Raw genomic sequence first — 17,358 nt, forward strand, 5'->3', positions numbered from 1 at the left:
CGGCCCGTCGACCTGGACGCCGTGATGCGCGACGTCACCGAGGACCTCACCACCGCGCTCGCGGGCGCGACCCTCGACGTCGAGCGCCTGCCGGTGGTCACCGGCGACCCGGTCCAGCTGCGCGCGGTCCTGCAGAACCTGGTCGCCAACGCCGCGACGTTCGTCCGGCCCGGCGAGAAGGCTCACGTGGGCGTGCGGTGCGAGCAGCGCGACGGGAGGTGGCGCATCGAGGTCGTGGACCGGGGGATCGGCGTCCCCGCCGCGGACGCCTCCGCGTCTTCCAACCGCTCGCCCGGGTCGACGAATCCGTCGAGGGGTCGGGCATCGGCCTGACCACCTGCCGGCGCATCGTCGAGGCCCACGGCGGGCGGATCGGGCTCGAGGAGTCGCCGTACGGCGGCACCACCGCCTGGTTCGAGCTCCCCGCCTGACCCCCGCCCGCCCGGCGGTCAGTCCTTCGAGGTGCGCCCCGGCAGCGCGAGCATCCGCTCGAGGGCGACCAGCGCCCACTTCTCGGTCTCGGCGTCGACGGTGATCTGGTTGGGGACCGTGCCGGCGACGAGGGACTCCATCGCCCACACGAAGTGCGGCAGGTCGATCCGGTTCATCGTCGAGCAGTAGCAGACCGTCTTGTCGAGGAAGACGATGTTCTTGTCCGGGTGGGCGTTCGCGAGCCGCTTGACCAGGTTGAGCTCGGTGCCGATCGCCCAGCTCGAGCCGGGCGCGGCGGCCTCGATGGTCTGGATGATGAATTCCGTGGAGCCGACGAGGTCGGCCTTGAGGACGACCTCGTGCTGGCACTCGGGGTGGACCAGGATGTTGATGCCGGGGATGGTCGCGCGCAGCTCGTCGACGACCTCGGGGGAGAAGCGCCCGTGGACCGAGCAGTGGCCCTTCCACAGGATCATCTTCGCGTCGCGCAGCTGCTGGGGGGTGAGGCCGCCGTTGGGGCGCAGCGGGTTCCACACGACGCAGTCGTCGAGGGCGAGCCCCATCTTCAGCACGGCGGTGTTGCGCCCGAGGTGCTGGTCGGGGAAGAAGAGGACCTTGGCGTCCGGCTTCTGCTCGAAGGCCCACTCCAGGGCGACCTCGGCGTTGCTGGAGGTGCACACCACGCCCCCGTTGCGCCCGCAGAAGGCCTTGATGTCGGCGCTGGAGTTCATGTACGTCACCGGGACGACCGAGTCGACGACGCCGGCGTCCGCGAGCGCGTCCCAGGCGTCCTCGACCTGCGCGAGGCGGGCCATGTCGGCCATCGAGCACCCGGCGGCGAGGTCGGGCAGCACGACCTTCTGGTCCGGCCCGGTGAGGATGTCGGCGGACTCGGCCATGAAGTGCACGCCGCAGAAGACGATGAACTCAGCGTCCGGACGGGCCGCGGCCTCGCGGGCGAGCTTGAAGGAGTCGCCGGTCACGTCGGCGAAGTCGATGACCTCGTCGCGCTGGTAGTGGTGGCCCAGCACGAAGACCCGGTCCCCGAGAGCGGCCTTCGCGGCGCGGGCGCGTGCGACGAGGTCGGGGTCGGAGGCCGCGGGCAGGTCGCCCGGGCACTCGACGCCCCGCTCGGAGGTGCGGTCCACGCCGCGGCCGAGGGGGAGGAGGGGGAGGTCGACGGTCGTCATGGGCCGGATCCTAAACGTGTGAGGTGGCAGCGCTCACAGCAGCGCACCTGAGTGAACGTAGGGAGCCGGCGGCTTCATCCCGCGCAGGCCGAGGTAGCCGTCCTGGGTGAGGTCCAGCCCGGCCGCGAGGCCCACGTCGAGCGCCCACTGGTTCGCGCCGGTGACGTGCCCCACGCCGACCGGTCCGGTGGACTCGGCCAGCGCCGCCCACAGCAGCCGGGCGGCGGTGCGCCGGTCCGAGGCGGCGAGCAGGGCGGGGCCGCGGTGGTCGAGGTAGACGTAGCCGCGGCCGGTGGAGGTGTCGGAGACCAGCAGCCGCCAGGTGCGCAGCATCAGCTCGTGGTCCGGGCCGTGGCCGGCCCCGCGGGCGAGCCGGTCCAGGGAGTCCATCAGGTCGACGTCGCCGGCGGAGCCGTCGCGGACCTTCTCCACCACGGGGATCGCGGTGCGGTCCACGGTGCCGCTCAGCCGCATCTGCGGGTGCAGCTCGAAGCCGGCGCGGTGGTAGGTCCGGACCGCCCGGGCGTCGGTCGAGGACGACAGCATCCCGCGCAGGCACGCCCGGCCGTGGTGCAGCGCCGCGGCGAGCAGGGGCCGCCCGATGCCGCGCCCCTGGCGGCCCGGCAGGACGGCGTACGTCGCCAGACACCAGAGGGTCTCCCGGCGGAAGGAGGTGGCGAGCCCCACGACCCCGCCCGCGTCCTCGGCGACCCAGCAGCCGGCGGGGTCGGTGCGGACCAGGTGCCGGGTGCGCTCGATCCAGGTCGCGCGGTGGGCCGGCGTCCGCGGCGTCGGCTCGGGGTCGGCCACGCGGCGGGCGTGCCGGTCCACCTCGAGGAAGGCCGCGCCGCTGACGGCCTCGGCGGCCGCCACGTCGTCCTCGGTCATCGGCCGGATGAGGAGGTCGTCCACGCCCCGCACCCTAGGTCCGCGAGGATGGCGCCATGCGCATCCTCGTGGCCCCGGACAAGTTCGCGGGCACCCTGACCGCCGTCGAGGCGGCCGACGCGATCGCCGCCGGCTGGCGACGCCAGGCCCCCCTCGACGAGCTCGACCTGTGCCCGATGGCCGACGGCGGCCCGGGGTTCGTCGACGTGCTGCACGCCGCGCTCGGGGGCGAGCTGCTCGCCGTGACCGTCCGCGGGCCGTTCGGCGAGCCGGTCCCGGCGACGCTGCTGCTGGCCGGCCCGACGGCGTACGTCGAGAGCGCCCAGGCGTGCGGGCTGCACCTGACGGGCGGGGAGCGCGCCGAGGAGGCCTCGACGTACGGCGTCGGGGAGCTCGTCGCCGCCGCGGTGGCGGCCGGCGCGGCCGAGGTCGTGGTCGGCCTCGGCGGCAGCGGCACCAACGACGGGGGAGCGGGGCTCCTGGCCGCGCTCGGCGCGACCGCGGACCGCCCGCTCGACGGCGGCGTCGCGGCCCTGGGCGGCATCACCCGCGTCGACCTGCCGCAGCTGTCGGTCCGGCTGGTGGCGGCGACCGACGTGGACAGCCCGCTGACCGGCCTGTTCGGCGCGACCAAGACCTTCGGGCCGCAGAAGGGCATCCCCGAGGAGCGGTTGCCGGCCCTCGACGGGGTCCTCGAGGAGCTCGCGGTCGCCGTCGACCGGCGCACCTCGCTGGAGAAGGGGGCCGGGGCGGCCGGCGGCCTCGGCTTCGCCCTGCTGGCCCTGGGCGCGCGGCGCGCTCCCGGCATCGAGCTCGTCGCCGACGCCGTCGGCCTCGAGCGCCGGGCCCGGGCGGCGGACCTGGTGCTCACCGGCGAGGGTGCCTTCGACTTCTCCAGCCGGTCGGGCAAGGTGCCGTACGGCGTCGCCGCGTGTGCCGCGGAGGCGCTGCGGCCCTGCGTGGCGCTCGCCGGCCAGGTGCTCGTCGGCGCGCGGGAGATGCGGGCGCTCGGCGTGGAGTCGGCCTACTCCCTCGTGGAGCTCGTGGGGGAGGAGCGGGCCTTCGGCGACCCCGCCGGCGCCCTCGCCGACCTGGCCGCCCGGGTCGCTCGGACGTGGTCCCGGGAATAACCGCTCGTGTGCGACCATTGAACTCGTCTGTACCGCAGCACCGTCCCCGCGATCCCATGGGAGCAACCACATGACCGAGCAGGTGGACACCACCACTGAGCGCCGCACCGACCAGATCAACCTGAGCTCCGTCGCGGCCGCGAAGGTGAAGAGCCTCCTCGAGCAGGAGGGCCGCGACGACCTCGCGCTGCGCATCTCCGTGCAGCCGGGTGGCTGCTCCGGGCTGCGCTACCAGCTCTTCTTCGACGAGCGCACCCTCGACGGCGACGTCACCACCGACTTCGACGGCGTGACCGTCGTGGTCGACCGGATGAGCGTGCCCTACCTCAACGGCGCGATGATCGACTTCGTCGACAGCATCGAGAAGCAGGGCTTCACGATCGACAACCCGAACGCCACCGGGTCCTGCGCCTGCGGCGACTCGTTTCACTGACGAACACCAGAACGGCCCCCGAGGACCATGTCCTCGGGGGCCGTTCTGCGTTGTCACCCTGGGCGGGCGCCTCACCGGGTCTCGACACGCCGGTCGCGCGGCTTGCTCGACCACCGATGACTGAGCCCGCTGGCGCGGACTCAATCCAGGTGCAGGTGCAGCGCGTTCGCGAGCCGCTGGGCGGCATCGTCGATGCGGATGTCGCGCTTGGGGACCTCACGGGGGAACTGGTCGAACGCCAGGCTGGGGACCGGCGCGGCGGCCGCGCGGGCCAGCCGGTCGAAGCGGTCCAGCCGCAGGTTGCGGCCGACGGCGAGGCAGTCGTCGTGCATCTCGCGGACCGTGGCGGCGTCGTCGTACGCCGGGCGCCGGAGGGGCTGCCCGAGGGGCTGCTGAGGGGTCATGTCCTCGACGCTAGGGGCTACCGCGGGGTAGCTGTACGGGTACCGATGGGTAGGGTCTGGTGCCATGCCCTCACCGCGGCCGCTGCTCATCGCTGGCTCGATCGCCACCGACCACCTGATGACCTTCCAGGGCAAGTTCGAGGACTCCCTGGTCGTCGAGCAGCTGCACAAGCTCTCGGTGTCCTTCCTCGTCGACGACCTGGAGATCCGCCGCGGCGGAGTCGCGCCGAACATGTGCTTCGGGCTGGGTCGGCTGGGGCTGCGCCCGGTGCTGGTGGGGGCCGCCGGCGAGGACTTCGGCGACTACCGGTCCTGGCTGGAGCGGCACGGCGTGGACTGCTCGCACGTGCGCATCTCCGAGAGCAAGCACACCGCCCGCTTCGTGTGCACCACCGACGCCACGATGGCGCAGTTCGCGTCGTTCTACCCCGGCGCGATGGCCGAGGCGCGGCTCATCGAGCTCCAGCCGATCGTGGCCGCGGTCGGTGAGCCCGAGTACGTCCTCATCGGCGCCGACGACCCCGAGGGGATGCTGCGCCACACCGAGGAGTGCCGCCAGCGCGGGTACGCCTTCATCGCCGACCCGAGCCAGCAGCTCGCGTTCGGCGAGGGCGAGCTGATCCGCCAGCTGGTCGACGGGGCGGCGCTGCTGTTCTCCAACGAGTACGAGTCGCACCTGATCGAGCAGAAGACCGGCTGGTCGGCCGAGGAGGTCCTCAGTCGGGTCGGCACGCAGGTCACGACGCTGGGCGCCGAGGGCGTCCGCGTGCGCCGGGCCGGCGAGCCCGACATCGTGCTGCCCGCCGCGAAGGACGTCACCGCGGTCGAGCCGACCGGGGTCGGCGACGCGTTCCGCGCCGGGTTCCTCGGCGCGCTGGCCTGGGACGTCGGCCTGGAGCGGGCGGCGCAGGTCGGCTGCGTGCTCGCGGCGTACGTCGTGGAGACGGTCGGCACCCAGGAGTACACCTTCACCTCCGAGCAGTTCCTCGGTCGGCTCGAGCACTCCTACGGTGCCGAGGCCGCGGCGGACATCCGCCCCCACCTGGTCTGACCCGACCGGTCCGGCCGGCTCCGACCGGGGCCGGCCGGTAGCGCCGGGCTCAGCCGGTCCGGCGCACCAGGTAGCGCGGCGACCCGTCGGCGGCGGTGTCCTCGCCGACGTACTCCTGGCCGCGCATGCGGCACCACGCGGGCACGTCGGTGCGCGCGGCGACGTCGGTGGCCACCACCGCGACGACCTCGCCGACGGGGACCTCGCCGACCCGGCGGCCGAGGTGGATCACCGGCAGTGGGCAGAGCATCCCGCGGCAGTCGAGCTCGAGCGCGACGGCCGGCGCCGGCTCCTCGCTCACAGCCCGACCTCCGCGCGGATGGCGGCGACGACCTCCGGCAGCGCGGTCAGGAACGCCTCGACCTCGGTCTCGGTCGTCGCGCGGGTCAGCGAGACCCGGACGTTGCCGTGGGTGAGCGCCCCCATCGCCGCCAGCACGTGGCTGGGCTCGAGGGTGGCGGCGGTGCAGGCCGACCCGCTCGCGACGCCGTGGCCGCGCCGGTCCAGGCCGTGCACGAGCGCCTCGCCGTCGACGTAGAGGCAGGAGAACGTGACGAGGTGGGGGAGGCGGGCGACCGGGTCGCCGACGACCTCGGTGTCGGGCAGCGCCGCCGCCGCGGCCCGGATGCGGTCCACCAGCGCCGCCTGGCGCCGCCCGACCTCGTCGCGCTCGGCGACCACGGCCTGGAGCGCGGCGGCCGCGGCGAGGGCCGCGGGGACGTTCTCGAAGCCGGTGGCGCGCTCGTCGACGCGGTCGTCGCCGGGGAACGGGTTGCGCCACCGGGCGCCCTTGCGGACCAGGAGGACCCCCACGCCGGCCGGCCCGCCCCACTTGTGCGCCGAGGCGGCCGCCGCGTCCCAGCCCCCGGGCAGCGCCAGCCGGCCGGCCGAGGCGCACGCGTCGACGAAGAGGGGCACGCCGCTGCCCTCGAGGGCCGCAGCGACCTCGGCGACCGGCTGCACGGTCCCGACCTCGTGGTTGGCCGCCTGGACCGCGGCCACCGCGACCCCGTCCGCCGCGGCGGCGTGGGCGACGTCGTCGGGGGAGACCCGCCCCCAGCGGTCGACCTCGACGGCCACGTGGTCGCCGGGCACCCAGGCGGCGGCGTGGAGCAGCGTGGAGTGCTCGACCGCGGAGTGCACGATCGCGTCGCCGTGCCGGGCGCGACCGGCCCGCAGGCCGAGGAGGCCGCGGTGCACCGCGTCGGTGCCCGAGGCGGTGAAGGTGACCTCGTCGGGACGGGTGCCCAGGCAGTCGGCCACGACCTCGCGGGCGTTGTCCAGCAGCAGCCGGGCCGAGCGGGCCGCGCGGTGCAGCCGCCGCGGGTCGGCGTACCCCTGGTCCAGCGCAGCCAGGAACGTCTCGCGCGCGGCCGGGTGGAGCGGCTCGGCCGACGCGGCGTCGAGATACCCGCCACCGCCCGGACCGGCCCCGGTGGAACCCGGCGGGGGAGTCACGGAGGAGGGGGCGGACGCGTCGGCCGACGACGGCGGCCCGGAGGCGGGGGTCACAGGGCCGAAGATAGACGACCCCCGGGCGCATCCCCCGTGGCGGTTGGCGTACTGTTCGACCTACTCGTGACAACCCAAGAGGAAGGCTCGTTCGTGGGTCTGCAACTCCCCCCGCGAGGGGTCGGGAAGGCCCGGCGCGGCCGCCGGGCGATCCTGCTCGCCGCCGTTCTCGGCCTCGCCGCCGTGCTCTCCGGATGCTCAGCGGATAGCCAGGAAGAATGGAAGAACCTGGCGATGCCATCGCCCGCCACGGAGCAGGGTGAGCACACCCTCGCGCTGTGGCAGGGAGCCTGGATCGCCGCCCTGGTCACCGGCGTCATCGTCTGGGCGCTCATCTTCTGGGCCGTGTGGCGCTACCGCCGCCGCAGCGACGACGAGATCCCGATCCAGACGCGCTACAACCTGCCGCTCGAGGTCTTCTACACGCTCGCGCCGATCATCATGGTGATCGTGTTCTTCTCGCACACCGTGCGGGTGCAGAACATCGTGCTGGACGACCCGACGCCCGACAACACCGTCGAGGTCGTGGGCCAGCAGTGGTCCTGGACGTTCAACTACGGCCTCGGTGAGCAGGACGCGTCGGCCAACGACGAGCTCACCGACGACGAGTACGCCTACGACGAGTACGCCTACGTGAGCGGCACCGGCTCGGACATCCCGACCCTGGTGCTGCCGGTCAACCAGACCACCCGCTTCAACCTCTACTCGCCCGACGTCATCCACGACTTCGGCGTGCCGGCGTTCCTCATCAAGATGGACGTCATCCCGGGCCGGGTGAACCACTACCAGGTCACCCCGAAGGAGATCGGCACGTACGCCGGCAAGTGCTACGAGCTCTGCGGTGTCTACCACTCCCGCATGCTCTTCAACGTCGAGGTCGTCAGCGAAGAGGACTACGCCGCGTACCTCGAGGAGCTCGAGGCGACCGGAAACACCAGTGACGGCCCGCTGATCGGTGGCGAGAACGCCGACACGCAGGTCGGCATGACCAACGAGGCGGACGAGTACGCCGAGGGAGGCGCAGAATGACCGCAACAGCAGCACGCACGGCCGACGTGACGGTCGCGCGCAAGCCCCTGGGGCAGCAGCTGGTCCGGCTCATGACGACCACGGACCACAAGCTGATCGGCAAGCTGTACCTCGGCACGTCGTTCTTCTGGTTCATCGTCGGCGGGCTGATGGCCCTGCTGATCCGGTCCGAGCTGGCCTACCCCGGCCAGCAGGTCGTGAACGACGAGCTGTACAACCAGCTGTTCACGATGCACGGCACGATCATGCTGCTGCTCTTCGCGACGCCGCTGTTCTTCGGCTTCGCCAACGTGATCATGCCGATCCAGATCGGTGCCCCGGACGTCGCGTTCCCGCGACTGAACATGTTCAGCTACTGGCTGTTCCTGTTCGGCGGCCTCATCGCCGCCTCCGGCTTCCTCACCCCGCAGGGTGCGGCCGACTTCGGTTGGTACGCCTACACCCCGCTGAGCGACGCGGTGCGCTCGCCCTCCGTGGGCGGCGACCTGTGGATCATGGGTCTCTACCTGGCCGGTCTGGGCACGATCCTGGGTGCGGTCAACTTCATCACCACGATCATCTCCATGCGTGCCCCCGGCATGACCATGTTCCGGATGCCGCTGTTCACCTGGAACACGCTGATCACCAGCATGCTCGTGCTGATCGCGTTCCCGATCCTGGCCGGCGCGCTGCTGATGCTGGAGGCCGACCGTCAGCTCGGCGCCCACGTCTTCGACACCGCCCACGGCGGATCGATCCTGTGGCAGCACCTGTTCTGGTTCTTCGGGCACCCAGAGGTGTACATCATCGCGCTGCCGTTCTTCGGCATCGTGACCGAGATCCTGCCGGTCTTCAGCCGCAAGCCGATCTTCGGCTACGTCGGCCTGGTCGGCGCGACCCTCGCCATCGCGATCCTCTCGGTCGCGGTGTGGGCCCACCACATGTTCGTCACCGGCGCGGTCGATCTGCCGTTCTTCTCCGGCATGACGTTCCTGATCGCGGTGCCAACAGGTGTGAAGTTCTTCAACTGGATCGGCACGATGTGGGGCGGGTCGGTGTCGCTGGACACCCCGATGCTGTGGAGCTTCGGCTTCCTCATCACCTTCCTCTTCGGTGGTCTCACCGGCATCATCCTGGCCAGCCCGCCGCTGGACTTCCACGTGACCGACTCCTACTTCGTGGTCGCGCACTTCCACTACGTCGTCTTCGGCACCGTGGTGTTCGCGATGTTCGCCGGCTTCTACTTCTGGTGGCCGAAGTTCACCGGGCGGATGCTCGACGAGCGCCTCGGCAAGGTCCACTTCTGGCTGCTGTTCGTCGGCTTCCACACGACCTTCCTCGTCCAGCACTGGCTGGGTGTCGAGGGCATGCCGCGCCGGTACGCCGACTACCTGCCCGAGGACGGCTTCACCACGCTGAACCAGGTCTCGACCATCGGGTCCTTCCTGCTCGCCGCCTCGACGCTGCCGTTCTTCTACAACGTCTACATCTCGGCGCGCGGACCGAAGGTCCTCGTCGACGACCCGTGGGGCTGGGGCCGCTCCCTGGAGTGGGCGACCAGCTGCCCGCCGCCGCGGCACAACTTCGTCTCCCTCCCGCGGATCCGCTCGGAGTCGCCGGCCTTCGACCTGCACCACCCGGAGGTCGCGGCCCTCGAGATGGAGCAGAACCAGGCGGCACGTGACGGCGGCTTCGCCGACGCACCCGACATGGAGGGCCGTGCCGGCCTGATCGACGAACGCACCCAGAACGACAAGGGGACCGACCGATGAAGGCCGAAGCCTGGATCTTCGCGATCTGCTCCATCTTCCTGGTGCTCGTCACGCCGGCGTACTGGTTCGTGACGTCGGCCAGCGACCAGGGTGGCGACTGGACCGGCACCTCCGCGCTGGTCATGACCACGCTCCTCGTGCTGATGGTGACCCTCTACCTGGGCTTCCACGCCCGGAAGATGGAGCCCCGTCCCGAGGACCGCAAGGACGCCGACATCGTGGACGGGGCCGGCGAGCTCGGCTTCTTCCCGCCGTACTCCTGGTGGCCGCTGTGGTGCGCCGCGACCCTCGCGGTCTGCGTCCTGGGCATCGCCGCCGCCGCCTGGTGGCTGTTCATCATCGGTGCCGTCCTCGGCGCGATCGCCCTGTGCGGCTTCGTCTTCGAGTACTACCGCGGAGAGCACGCCCACTGAGCAACACCCCTGGGGTCGACACCTCAGGGCAACCACGAAACCCGCCGTCCGGGCGCAACCGGACGGCGGGTTTTCGTGTCTCACTGGGGTCAGCACCTACTCTCGAGGAGTAGGCCGGCACCGAGCCGGAGCCCTCGACCGACTGCCGTGGAGTCCGCATGTCCGAGCGTCGTGCCCGCGCCCACCGGGGCGCAGCCCTCGCCGCCACCCTCGTCCTGACCCTTCCCCTCGCCGCCGCCTGCGACGGCTCCGGCTCGTCGCCGGGCGCGGCCGGCGCCCCCCGTACCCAGGCCGCTGCCGGGGTCGGGTCCGAGCCCACCGGCTCCATCAGCGCGAACGTGAGCGGCGGGTCGCGGCCCGTCCCGGTCGACAAGGTCGTCGAGGTCACGGCGAGCGACGCGACGCTGGACAAGGTCCGGCTCGCGCCGGCCGGCGGCCCGACCGAGGAGGCGCCCGCCGTCACCGGCCGGCTCTCGGAGGACGGCACCACCTGGCGCGCCGAGGACCGGCTGGAGCCGGGCGTCGCCTACCTGCTCCACGCGCGCGGCGAGGACGGCTCGGGCCAGCCGGTCCGCAGCACGGTGCGGTTCCGCACCGTCGACCTCACCCTCGACGAGCAGACCTACCCGTCGGTGGCGCCCCTGGACGGGGAGACCGTCGGGGTGGGGATGCCGGTCGTGGTGAACTTCGACGTCCCGGTGACCGACCGCGCCTCGATCGAGCGTCACCTGAAGGTCGACGCGACCCCGGCCCAGCCCGGCACCTGGCACTGGCTCAGCGACACCGAGGTGCACTACCGCCCGAAGAAGTACTGGAAGCCCGGGACGAAGGTGAGCGTCGACGTCGACGTGAACAGCGTGCCCGCCGGCGGCGGCGTCTACGGCCAGATGAGCCGCTCGCTCGACTTCACCGTCGGCGATGCCCACGTCTACCGGGTCGACGCGCAGGCCCACCACATGAAGGTCTTCTCCAACGGCAAGCTGCTGCGCACGCTCCCCGTGACGACCGGCAAGCCGGGCTTCACCACCCGCTCGGGCACGAAGGTCATCATCGAGAAGTTCGACGTCAAGCGGATGAACTCCGAGACCGTCGGCATCGCCGCCGGGAGCTCGGAGGCCTATGACATCGACGACGTCCAGTGGGCGATGCGGGTGACCTACTCCGGGGAGTTCATCCACGCCGCCCCGTGGTCGGTCGGCTCGCAGGGCCGCGCCAACGTCAGCCACGGCTGCACCGGGCTCAGCACGGCCGACGCCGGCTGGCTCTACGAGATGAGCCGCCGCGGCGACGTCGTGGAGTACGTCGGCACCGACCGGCAGATGACGCTCGACAACGGCTACGGCGACTGGAACGCCTCCTGGGCCGAGTACAAGGCCGGCTCGGCCCTGGGCTGACCCGGCGGGCGCCCGCTCAGTCGGCGAGCAGCTCGCGCACCCGCGGCGCCACCTCGGTGCCGTACAGCTCGATGCACTCCATGAGGTGGTCGTGGGGCAGCGGGCCGTGGGAGTACTTCAGGTCGAAGCGGTCGATGCCGAGGACGCGGACGGTCGCGGCGATCTTGCGGGCCACGGTCTCGGGCGACCCGACGAACAGCGCACCCTGGTCGGCCTCGGCGTCGAGCTGGGCGCGGGTGGCCGGCGGCCAGCCCCGCTCGCGGCCGATCCGGTCGCGGTTGGCCTTGAAGTGCGGGAAGAGCCGCTCCCGGGCCTCGGCGTCGGTGCGCGCCACGAACCCGGGGGAGTGCACCCCGACCGGGAGCCGCGGCTGGCCGAGCTCGTCGAGCGCGCGGTGGTAGAGGTCGACGTACGGCGCGAACCGCGCGGGCTCGCCGCCGATGATGGCGAGCATCAGGGGGAGGCCGTACCGCGCTGAGCGGACCACGGACTCCGGTGACCCGCCGACCGCGACCCAGGTGCGCAGCGGGTTCGCCGGCGCCGGCCAGACCCGCGCGTCGACCAGGGGCGCCCGGGTCTGCCCCTCCCAGCTGAGCGGCTCGCCCTGGGCAGTGGCCAGGCGGAGCCGGGCGAACAGGTCGAGCTTCTCGCTGAAGAGCACCTCGTAGTCGGCGAGGTCGAAGCCGAAGAGCGGGAAGGACTCGGTGAAGGAGCCGCGCCCGAGCGTGACCTCCGCCCGGCCGCCGGAGAGGGCGTCGATGGTCGCGAAGCGCTCCATGACCCGCACGGGGTCATCGGAGCTGAGCACGGTCACGGCGGAGCCGAGGCGGATCCGCTCGGTCGTGGTGGCCAGCCCGGCCAGCACCACGTCGGGGGCCGAGACCGCGTAGTCGTCGCGGTGGTGCTCGCCGATCCCGAAGGCGTCGACGCCGACCTCGTCGGCCAGGCGGCCCTGTGCGACCACGTCCCGCACCACCTCGGCGTGGGGCAGCAGTGCCCCGTCGGGTCCGACGGTGACGTCACCGAACGTGTCGAGGCCGAGCTGGATCTCCATGGCTGCCTTCCGGGTGGACCTGCGGTGTGGGAGTGGTGGGGGAGCGCGGGGGCGGTGCCGGTGCGCTGACCCCGGTACGCCGAGGGCCCCGGCCGCTGGTGCGGTCCGGGGCCCTCGGTCGGGTCATGCTGGTGGGTCAGTGCTCGCGGTGCTCGTCGCGCAGCGTCTCGCCCTCGACGGCGTGGTGGCCGTCGAACTGGTGGCCATCGGCCACGACGCCCTCGAGCTCGTGCTGCACCTCGTGCTCGTGCTCGTCGTGGTGGTGCGCGTCCTCGAGCTCGGCCGCGGTGGGCTTCTGCACGTTGTCGGCGTACCAGAGGGTCGCGAGCTTGGCCCGCAGGCCGCTGCCACGTCGCTTCGGGGCCGGGATGCCGTTCGGGTCGACCGGGGCCGGACCCTCCAGCGAGTAGGCCTCGTCGCGGTCCCGAGCGGTCAGCGTGTAGGCCGCGTCGGTGTCGAGCGGCAGGTGCCGCTCGCTGTAGCCGCCCTCCGGCGAGCGCATGATCACGCCCGTCTCGTAGCCGTGCAGGAGCTTCTCGTTGTCCTGACGCTGCAGGGAGATGCACCAACGGCGCGTGATGATGAAGGCGATCACCGGCCCGATGAACACCGCCGCACGCATGAAGTACGTGATCTGGTTGATGCTCAGGTGGAGCTTGATGGCGATGATGTCGTTGCCGCCCGCGGCCCACATCAGGCCGTAGAAGGTCATCAGCGCGACCATGAGCGCGGTGCGGGTCGGAGCGTTCCGCGGCCGCTGCAGCAGGTGGTGCTCGCGCTTGTCACCGGTGATCCAGGCCTCCAGGAACGGCAGGAGGAGGACGATGGTGAACAGCAGGCCGGGCAGCACGATGATCGGCAGGAAGACGTTCCAGGACCAGGTCGTGCCCCAGAACTCCGACTCCCAGCCCGGCATGATCCGCAGCGCGCCGTCGGGCCAGCCCATGTACCAGTCAGGCTGCGAGCCCGCGGTCACCTTGGTCGGGTCGTACGGGCCGTACTTCCACACCGGGTTGATCGTCAGCAGACCACCCATCAGGGCGCAGACGCCGAAGACGATGAAGAAGAAGCCGCCGGCCTTCGCGGCGTACACCGGCAGCATCGGGAAGCCCACGACGTTCTGCTCGGTGCGGCCGGGACCAGGCCACTGGGTGTGCTTGTGGTAGACGAGCAGGAGCATGTGCGCCGCGATCAGCGCCAGCAGCAGGCCCGGGATCAGCAGCACGTGGATGATGTAGAGCCGCGGGATGATCGCCTCACCCGGGAACTCGCCACCGAAGAGGAAGAACGACAGGTAGGTGCCGACCACCGGGATGGACTTCATGAAGCCGTCCGCGGCCCGGACGCCGGTGCCCGAGAGCAGGTCGTCGGGGAGGGAGTAGCCGGTGAAGCCCTCGAGGGTGCCCAGGATCAGCAGCAGGCAGCCGATGACCCAGTTCATCTCGCGGGGCTTGCGGTGCGCTCCGGTGAAGAACACCCGCATGAGGTGGATCATCATCGAGGCGATGAAGAGCATCGCGGCCCAGTGGTGCATCTGCCGCATCAGCAGACCACCGCGGACGTCGAAGGAGATGTCGAGGGTCGAGGCCATCGACTCCGACATCGCGACGCCGCGCAGCTGGTCGTAGGAGCCCTCGTAGTGGATCTCGCCCATGCTCGGGTTGAACCACAGCGTCAGGAAGACGCCCGAGAGCAGGAGGACCACGAAGCTCCACAGGGCGATCTCGCCCAGCATGAACGACCAGTGGTCCGGGAAGACCTTGCGCAGGTTCTTCTTCATGGCGGTGGCGAGGCCGAGGCGCTCGTCCGCCCAGTTCGCGACGACGCCGGCACGGCCGGGCTTGCTCGCGACGGCCGCCGAGGAGTTGCTCGTGGCGACCTTGCTCGTGTCGATGCTCATGTGTCAGCCACGCTCCCAGTAGCTCGGGCCCACGGGCTCGGTGAAGTCGCTCTGCGCGACCAGGTAGCCCTCGTCGTCCACGGCCAACGGTAGCTGGGGGAGTGCACGCGCGGCCGGGCCGAAGACGACGCGGGCGGAGTCCGCGAGGTCGAAGGTCGACTGGTGGCACGGGCACAGCACGTGGTGGGTGGTGCGCTCGTAGAGGGAGATCGGGCACCCGACGTGGGTGCAGATCTTGGAGTAGCACAGGACGCCGTCGACGGCCCAGTTCTCCCGGCCCTCGCCGGGGATGATCTCGTCGGGCTCCATGCGGACCACGATCACCGCGGCCTTGGACTTCGCGATCTGGAGCTCGACGCCCTCGATCACGTGGTCGCCGTTCTCGTCGACCTCGTAGAAGACCTCCGGCACGGCGTTGACCAGGTCACCGATCTCGAGGTCGGCGGCGCGGATCGGGGTGCCGATGACGTCGCGGACGACGCGGACGCCCTTGGTCCACACGGTGTTCGCGAGGCCGGCGCCGAAGTACTCCTGGTCCTTGGCCACCTCCTGCGGGGTCGGGCCGAGGTCGCGCAGCAGCACGATCGCGGGCAGGCCGAGGAGGCCCACCGCGCCGAGCAGCGAGTTGCGCACCAGCGGGCGGCGGCCGATGCCGGACTCGGCGAGACCGGCGTTCAGCGCCGCGATGGTGGCCTGGCGGTCCTCGTCGGAGGAGCGGGCCTGGTGGCGCATCTCGACCATCTCGTGGTCGGCCATGAGCTTGCGGGCCCACTGGATGATGCCCACGCCGATGAGCAGCAGGGCGAGACCGAAGGTCGTGCCGAGCGCGACGGTGGAGGCACCGAAGCCGGCGACGGTGTCGTGGTCGTCCCCGATGTCGAGGGTGAAGTACGCGACGAGGAACAGCAGCACGCAGATGGCCGAGAGGCCGAACAGGCCGGCGACCTGGCGCTCGGCCCGCTTCTCCTGAGCGGGGTCGACGTCGGTGGGACGCCAGGTGTGCTCGGGGAGGCCCGGGTCCGGGATCGGCTCAGCCGACGCCGGCACCGCGCCGGCGGAGCCGGCGGAGGTGTCGGGGAGGTTCTGCGACGGCTCGTCCTCGTGCGCGTCGTTGTCGTGCGACTCGTGGTCGCGGGCGTCGGTCACGCCGCCTGTCCCTTCTTCTTCGTGGAGCGCGTGGTGTGGGCCGCGATCCAGATCGCGAAACCGACGAGGCCACCGATGCCGACCAGCCAGGCGAACAGGCCCTCGCTCACCGGACCGAGACCACCCAGGCCGAAGCCGCCGTACTCAGGCGTCTCGCGGAGGGACTCGAGGTAGGCGATGACGTCGCGCTTCTCCTCCGGCGGGAGGTTGCCGTTGGAGAAGTTCGGCATCTGCTGCGGGCCGGTGAGCAGGGCCTCGTAGATGTACTTGGGCTCGACGTCGTGCAGCGAGGGGGCGGACCCACCGCGCGGCATGGCGCCACCGGAGCCGTTGAAGTTGTGGCAAGCCGTGCAGTTGGTGAGGAAGATCTGGCCGCCGCGGACGATGGCCTCCTCGCGCTCCTCCTCGGTCAGGCCTTCGAGGCTGTAGTCCTCAGGGGAGGGCACGGCGGGGCCGGGGCCCAGGGAGGCGACGTACGCGCCGAGCGCGTCGATCTCGTCCTGGGAGTAGACGACCTCCTTGTCCGGCGCCTGCTGGCCGGGCTGGGACATCGGCATGCGGCCGGTGCCGACCTGGAAGTCGACGGCGGCGGCACCGACACCCACCAGCGGCGGGCCGAGCTGGGTGTCGCCGCGCTGGGTCAGGATGCCCTCGCCGTTCTGCCCGTGGCAGAAAGCACAGCCGACGAGGAAGAGCTCACGGCCCTTCGCTACCTGCTCGGCGTCGCTCTCGGCGGAGGTGGCCTGCGCCGGCGCGAACGCGGCGTACAGGCTTCCGGTGAGCACCAGGCCGAGCAGCATCAGGACGACACCCGCGAGCGGGCCCCGGCGATGCCGGGAGAGTCGACCTGCGGAACGGTTCAGGAGACGCACGTTGTGATCCTCGGGTCCTTGCGGTTGGGCGGGCTGCTGATGGTCGTGCTCGTGCTGCTGGTGGTTCGGTGCTACTGGACGAGGTAGATCGTCGCGAACAGACCGATCCACACGACGTCGACGAAGTGCCAGTAGTAGGACACGACGATGGCGCTGACGGCCTGCTCGTGGGTGAACTTGCGAGCCATGTAGGTGCGCCCGAGGACGAAGAGGAAGGCGATGAGGCCGCCGACCACGTGGATGCCGTGGAAGCCGGTGGTCAGGTAGAACATCGTGCCGTAGGCCGAGTCCTGGATGGTCACGTTCTCCTGGACCAGGTTCGCGTACTCGACGGCCTGGCCGCCCACGAAGATCGCGCCCATGACGTAGGTCAGGATGAACCACTCCCGCAGGCCCCAGCCGCGGACGTTGAGCACCGAGCCGCTGCGCCCGACCTGGCCGCGCTCCGCGGCGAACACGCCGAGCTGGCAGGTCAGCGAGCTGAGCACGAGGATCGTGGTGTTGACCGCCGCGAACGGCACGTCGAGCAGAGCGGTGTTCTGCTCCCACAGATCGGGGCTCACCGAGCGGATGGTGAAGTACGCCGCGAAGAGGGCAGCGAAGAACATCAGCTCGCTCGAGAGCCAGATGATGGTCCCGACGCTGACCATGCTGGGACGGTCGTGATGCCCGTGCAGGCGGGAGGCCGGAATAGATGCTGTGGTCGCCACGGGCGTCATTATGTCCCGGCCGCTCCGCGAGGGCACCACGACCCCCTCT

The 17,358-nt window shown here is 71.5% G+C and carries 17 protein-coding genes and 1 pseudogene; 8 read left to right on the plus strand and 10 right to left on the minus strand.

Annotated elements, in window-relative coordinates; all coding sequences use genetic code 11:
- Positions 1 to 24 precede the first annotated feature (24 nt).
- A pseudogene (locus HPC71_RS07530) lies at positions 25 to 431 on the plus strand (ATP-binding protein).
- An 18-nt stretch (positions 432 to 449) separates the two neighbouring features.
- On the opposite strand, the gene nadA reads toward HPC71_RS07530, so the two are convergent.
- Both nadA and HPC71_RS07540 read right to left on the minus strand, forming a co-directional pair.
- The gene (gene nadA / locus HPC71_RS07535) at positions 450 to 1,622 is read right to left on the minus strand and encodes a quinolinate synthase NadA (RefSeq protein ID WP_154615048.1); all 1,173 of its coding nucleotides are present in this window, start codon (positions 1,620 to 1,622) and stop codon (positions 450 to 452) included.
- Between the two features lie 33 nt (positions 1,623 to 1,655).
- Positions 1,656 to 2,534, minus strand: coding sequence for a GNAT family N-acetyltransferase (locus tag HPC71_RS07540; protein WP_216656567.1), 879 nt, complete (start codon positions 2,532 to 2,534; stop codon positions 1,656 to 1,658).
- Between the two features lie 32 nt (positions 2,535 to 2,566).
- Here HPC71_RS07540 and HPC71_RS07545 point away from each other — a divergent pair, with 32 nt between their 5' ends.
- Together HPC71_RS07545 and erpA are read left to right on the plus strand one after the other, a co-directional pair.
- Complete coding sequence (locus HPC71_RS07545; RefSeq protein WP_154615049.1) at positions 2,567 to 3,640, plus strand: glycerate kinase family protein; 1,074 nt, start codon at positions 2,567 to 2,569, stop codon at positions 3,638 to 3,640.
- Between the two features lie 70 nt (positions 3,641 to 3,710).
- Positions 3,711 to 4,073, plus strand: coding sequence for an iron-sulfur cluster insertion protein ErpA (gene erpA, locus HPC71_RS07550; protein ID WP_154612028.1), 363 nt, complete (start codon positions 3,711 to 3,713; stop codon positions 4,071 to 4,073).
- Positions 4,074 to 4,213: 140 nt separating this feature from the next.
- Here erpA and HPC71_RS07555 read toward each other — a convergent pair whose 3' ends face one another.
- On the minus strand, positions 4,214 to 4,477 hold the full coding sequence (locus HPC71_RS07555) for a hypothetical protein (RefSeq protein ID WP_154615050.1): 264 nt from the start codon (positions 4,475 to 4,477) through the stop codon (positions 4,214 to 4,216).
- A gap of 64 nt (positions 4,478 to 4,541) precedes the next feature.
- Between HPC71_RS07555 and HPC71_RS07560 the strand changes: the two genes are divergently transcribed.
- Positions 4,542 to 5,528 carry a carbohydrate kinase family protein gene (locus HPC71_RS07560; protein WP_154615051.1) on the plus strand — a complete coding sequence of 329 codons (987 nt, stop codon included), beginning with the start codon at positions 4,542 to 4,544 and terminating at the stop codon, positions 5,526 to 5,528.
- A 49-nt stretch (positions 5,529 to 5,577) separates the two neighbouring features.
- Here the strand turns inward: HPC71_RS07560 and HPC71_RS07565 are convergent, their stop codons facing one another.
- Both HPC71_RS07565 and HPC71_RS07570 read right to left on the minus strand, forming a co-directional pair.
- Complete coding sequence (locus tag HPC71_RS07565) at positions 5,578 to 5,829, minus strand: sulfurtransferase TusA family protein (protein WP_253943942.1); 252 nt, start codon at positions 5,827 to 5,829, stop codon at positions 5,578 to 5,580.
- Entirely contained in the window at positions 5,826 to 7,040 is a 1,215-nt protein-coding gene (locus HPC71_RS07570) for a cysteine desulfurase family protein (protein ID WP_253943943.1), read from the minus strand. The genes HPC71_RS07565 and HPC71_RS07570 overlap by 4 nt, the downstream gene beginning before the upstream one ends.
- A gap of 93 nt (positions 7,041 to 7,133) precedes the next feature.
- Here HPC71_RS07570 and ctaC point away from each other — a divergent pair, with 93 nt between their 5' ends.
- The 4 genes from ctaC to HPC71_RS07590 all read left to right on the plus strand — a co-directional run bounded on the left by ctaC (position 7,134) and on the right by HPC71_RS07590 (position 11,627).
- Positions 7,134 to 8,069, plus strand: coding sequence for an aa3-type cytochrome oxidase subunit II (gene ctaC, locus HPC71_RS07575; protein WP_253943944.1), 936 nt, complete (start codon positions 7,134 to 7,136; stop codon positions 8,067 to 8,069).
- Positions 8,066 to 9,820 carry an aa3-type cytochrome oxidase subunit I gene (gene ctaD, locus HPC71_RS07580; protein WP_154612024.1) on the plus strand — a complete coding sequence of 585 codons (1,755 nt, stop codon included), beginning with the start codon at positions 8,066 to 8,068 and terminating at the stop codon, positions 9,818 to 9,820. Before ctaC ends, ctaD begins: the two co-directional genes overlap by 4 nt.
- Positions 9,817 to 10,233 carry a cytochrome c oxidase subunit 4 gene (locus HPC71_RS07585; RefSeq protein WP_154612023.1) on the plus strand — a complete coding sequence of 139 codons (417 nt, stop codon included), beginning with the start codon at positions 9,817 to 9,819 and terminating at the stop codon, positions 10,231 to 10,233. Before ctaD ends, HPC71_RS07585 begins: the two co-directional genes overlap by 4 nt.
- A gap of 158 nt (positions 10,234 to 10,391) precedes the next feature.
- Complete coding sequence (locus tag HPC71_RS07590; protein WP_154615052.1) at positions 10,392 to 11,627, plus strand: L,D-transpeptidase; 1,236 nt, start codon at positions 10,392 to 10,394, stop codon at positions 11,625 to 11,627.
- Positions 11,628 to 11,643: 16 nt separating this feature from the next.
- Here HPC71_RS07590 and HPC71_RS07595 read toward each other — a convergent pair whose 3' ends face one another.
- The 5 genes from HPC71_RS07595 to ctaE form a co-directional block, all read right to left on the minus strand.
- Positions 11,644 to 12,681, minus strand: coding sequence for an LLM class flavin-dependent oxidoreductase (locus HPC71_RS07595; protein WP_154615053.1), 1,038 nt, complete (start codon positions 12,679 to 12,681; stop codon positions 11,644 to 11,646).
- A gap of 136 nt (positions 12,682 to 12,817) precedes the next feature.
- On the minus strand, positions 12,818 to 14,581 hold the full coding sequence (gene qcrB, locus HPC71_RS07600; RefSeq protein WP_154612020.1) for a cytochrome bc1 complex cytochrome b subunit: 1,764 nt from the start codon (positions 14,579 to 14,581) through the stop codon (positions 12,818 to 12,820).
- Positions 14,582 to 14,584: 3 nt separating this feature from the next.
- Positions 14,585 to 15,727 carry a cytochrome bc1 complex Rieske iron-sulfur subunit gene (gene qcrA, locus HPC71_RS07605; RefSeq protein ID WP_257866200.1) on the minus strand — a complete coding sequence of 381 codons (1,143 nt, stop codon included), beginning with the start codon at positions 15,725 to 15,727 and terminating at the stop codon, positions 14,585 to 14,587.
- Positions 15,724 to 16,599: a cytochrome bc1 complex diheme cytochrome c subunit gene (gene qcrC / locus HPC71_RS07610; RefSeq protein WP_253943945.1), complete on the minus strand. Its 876-nt coding sequence runs from the start codon at positions 16,597 to 16,599 to the stop codon at positions 15,724 to 15,726. Before qcrC ends, qcrA begins: the two co-directional genes overlap by 4 nt.
- Before the next feature lie 71 nt (positions 16,600 to 16,670).
- Positions 16,671 to 17,318, minus strand: coding sequence for an aa3-type cytochrome oxidase subunit III (ctaE, locus tag HPC71_RS07615; RefSeq protein WP_154612018.1), 648 nt, complete (start codon positions 17,316 to 17,318; stop codon positions 16,671 to 16,673).
- Positions 17,319 to 17,358 lie beyond the last annotated feature (40 nt).

Source organism: Nocardioides marmotae, from assembly GCF_013177455.1.
In the GTDB taxonomy this organism is placed as follows: Bacteria; Actinomycetota; Actinomycetes; order Propionibacteriales; family Nocardioidaceae; genus Nocardioides; species Nocardioides marmotae.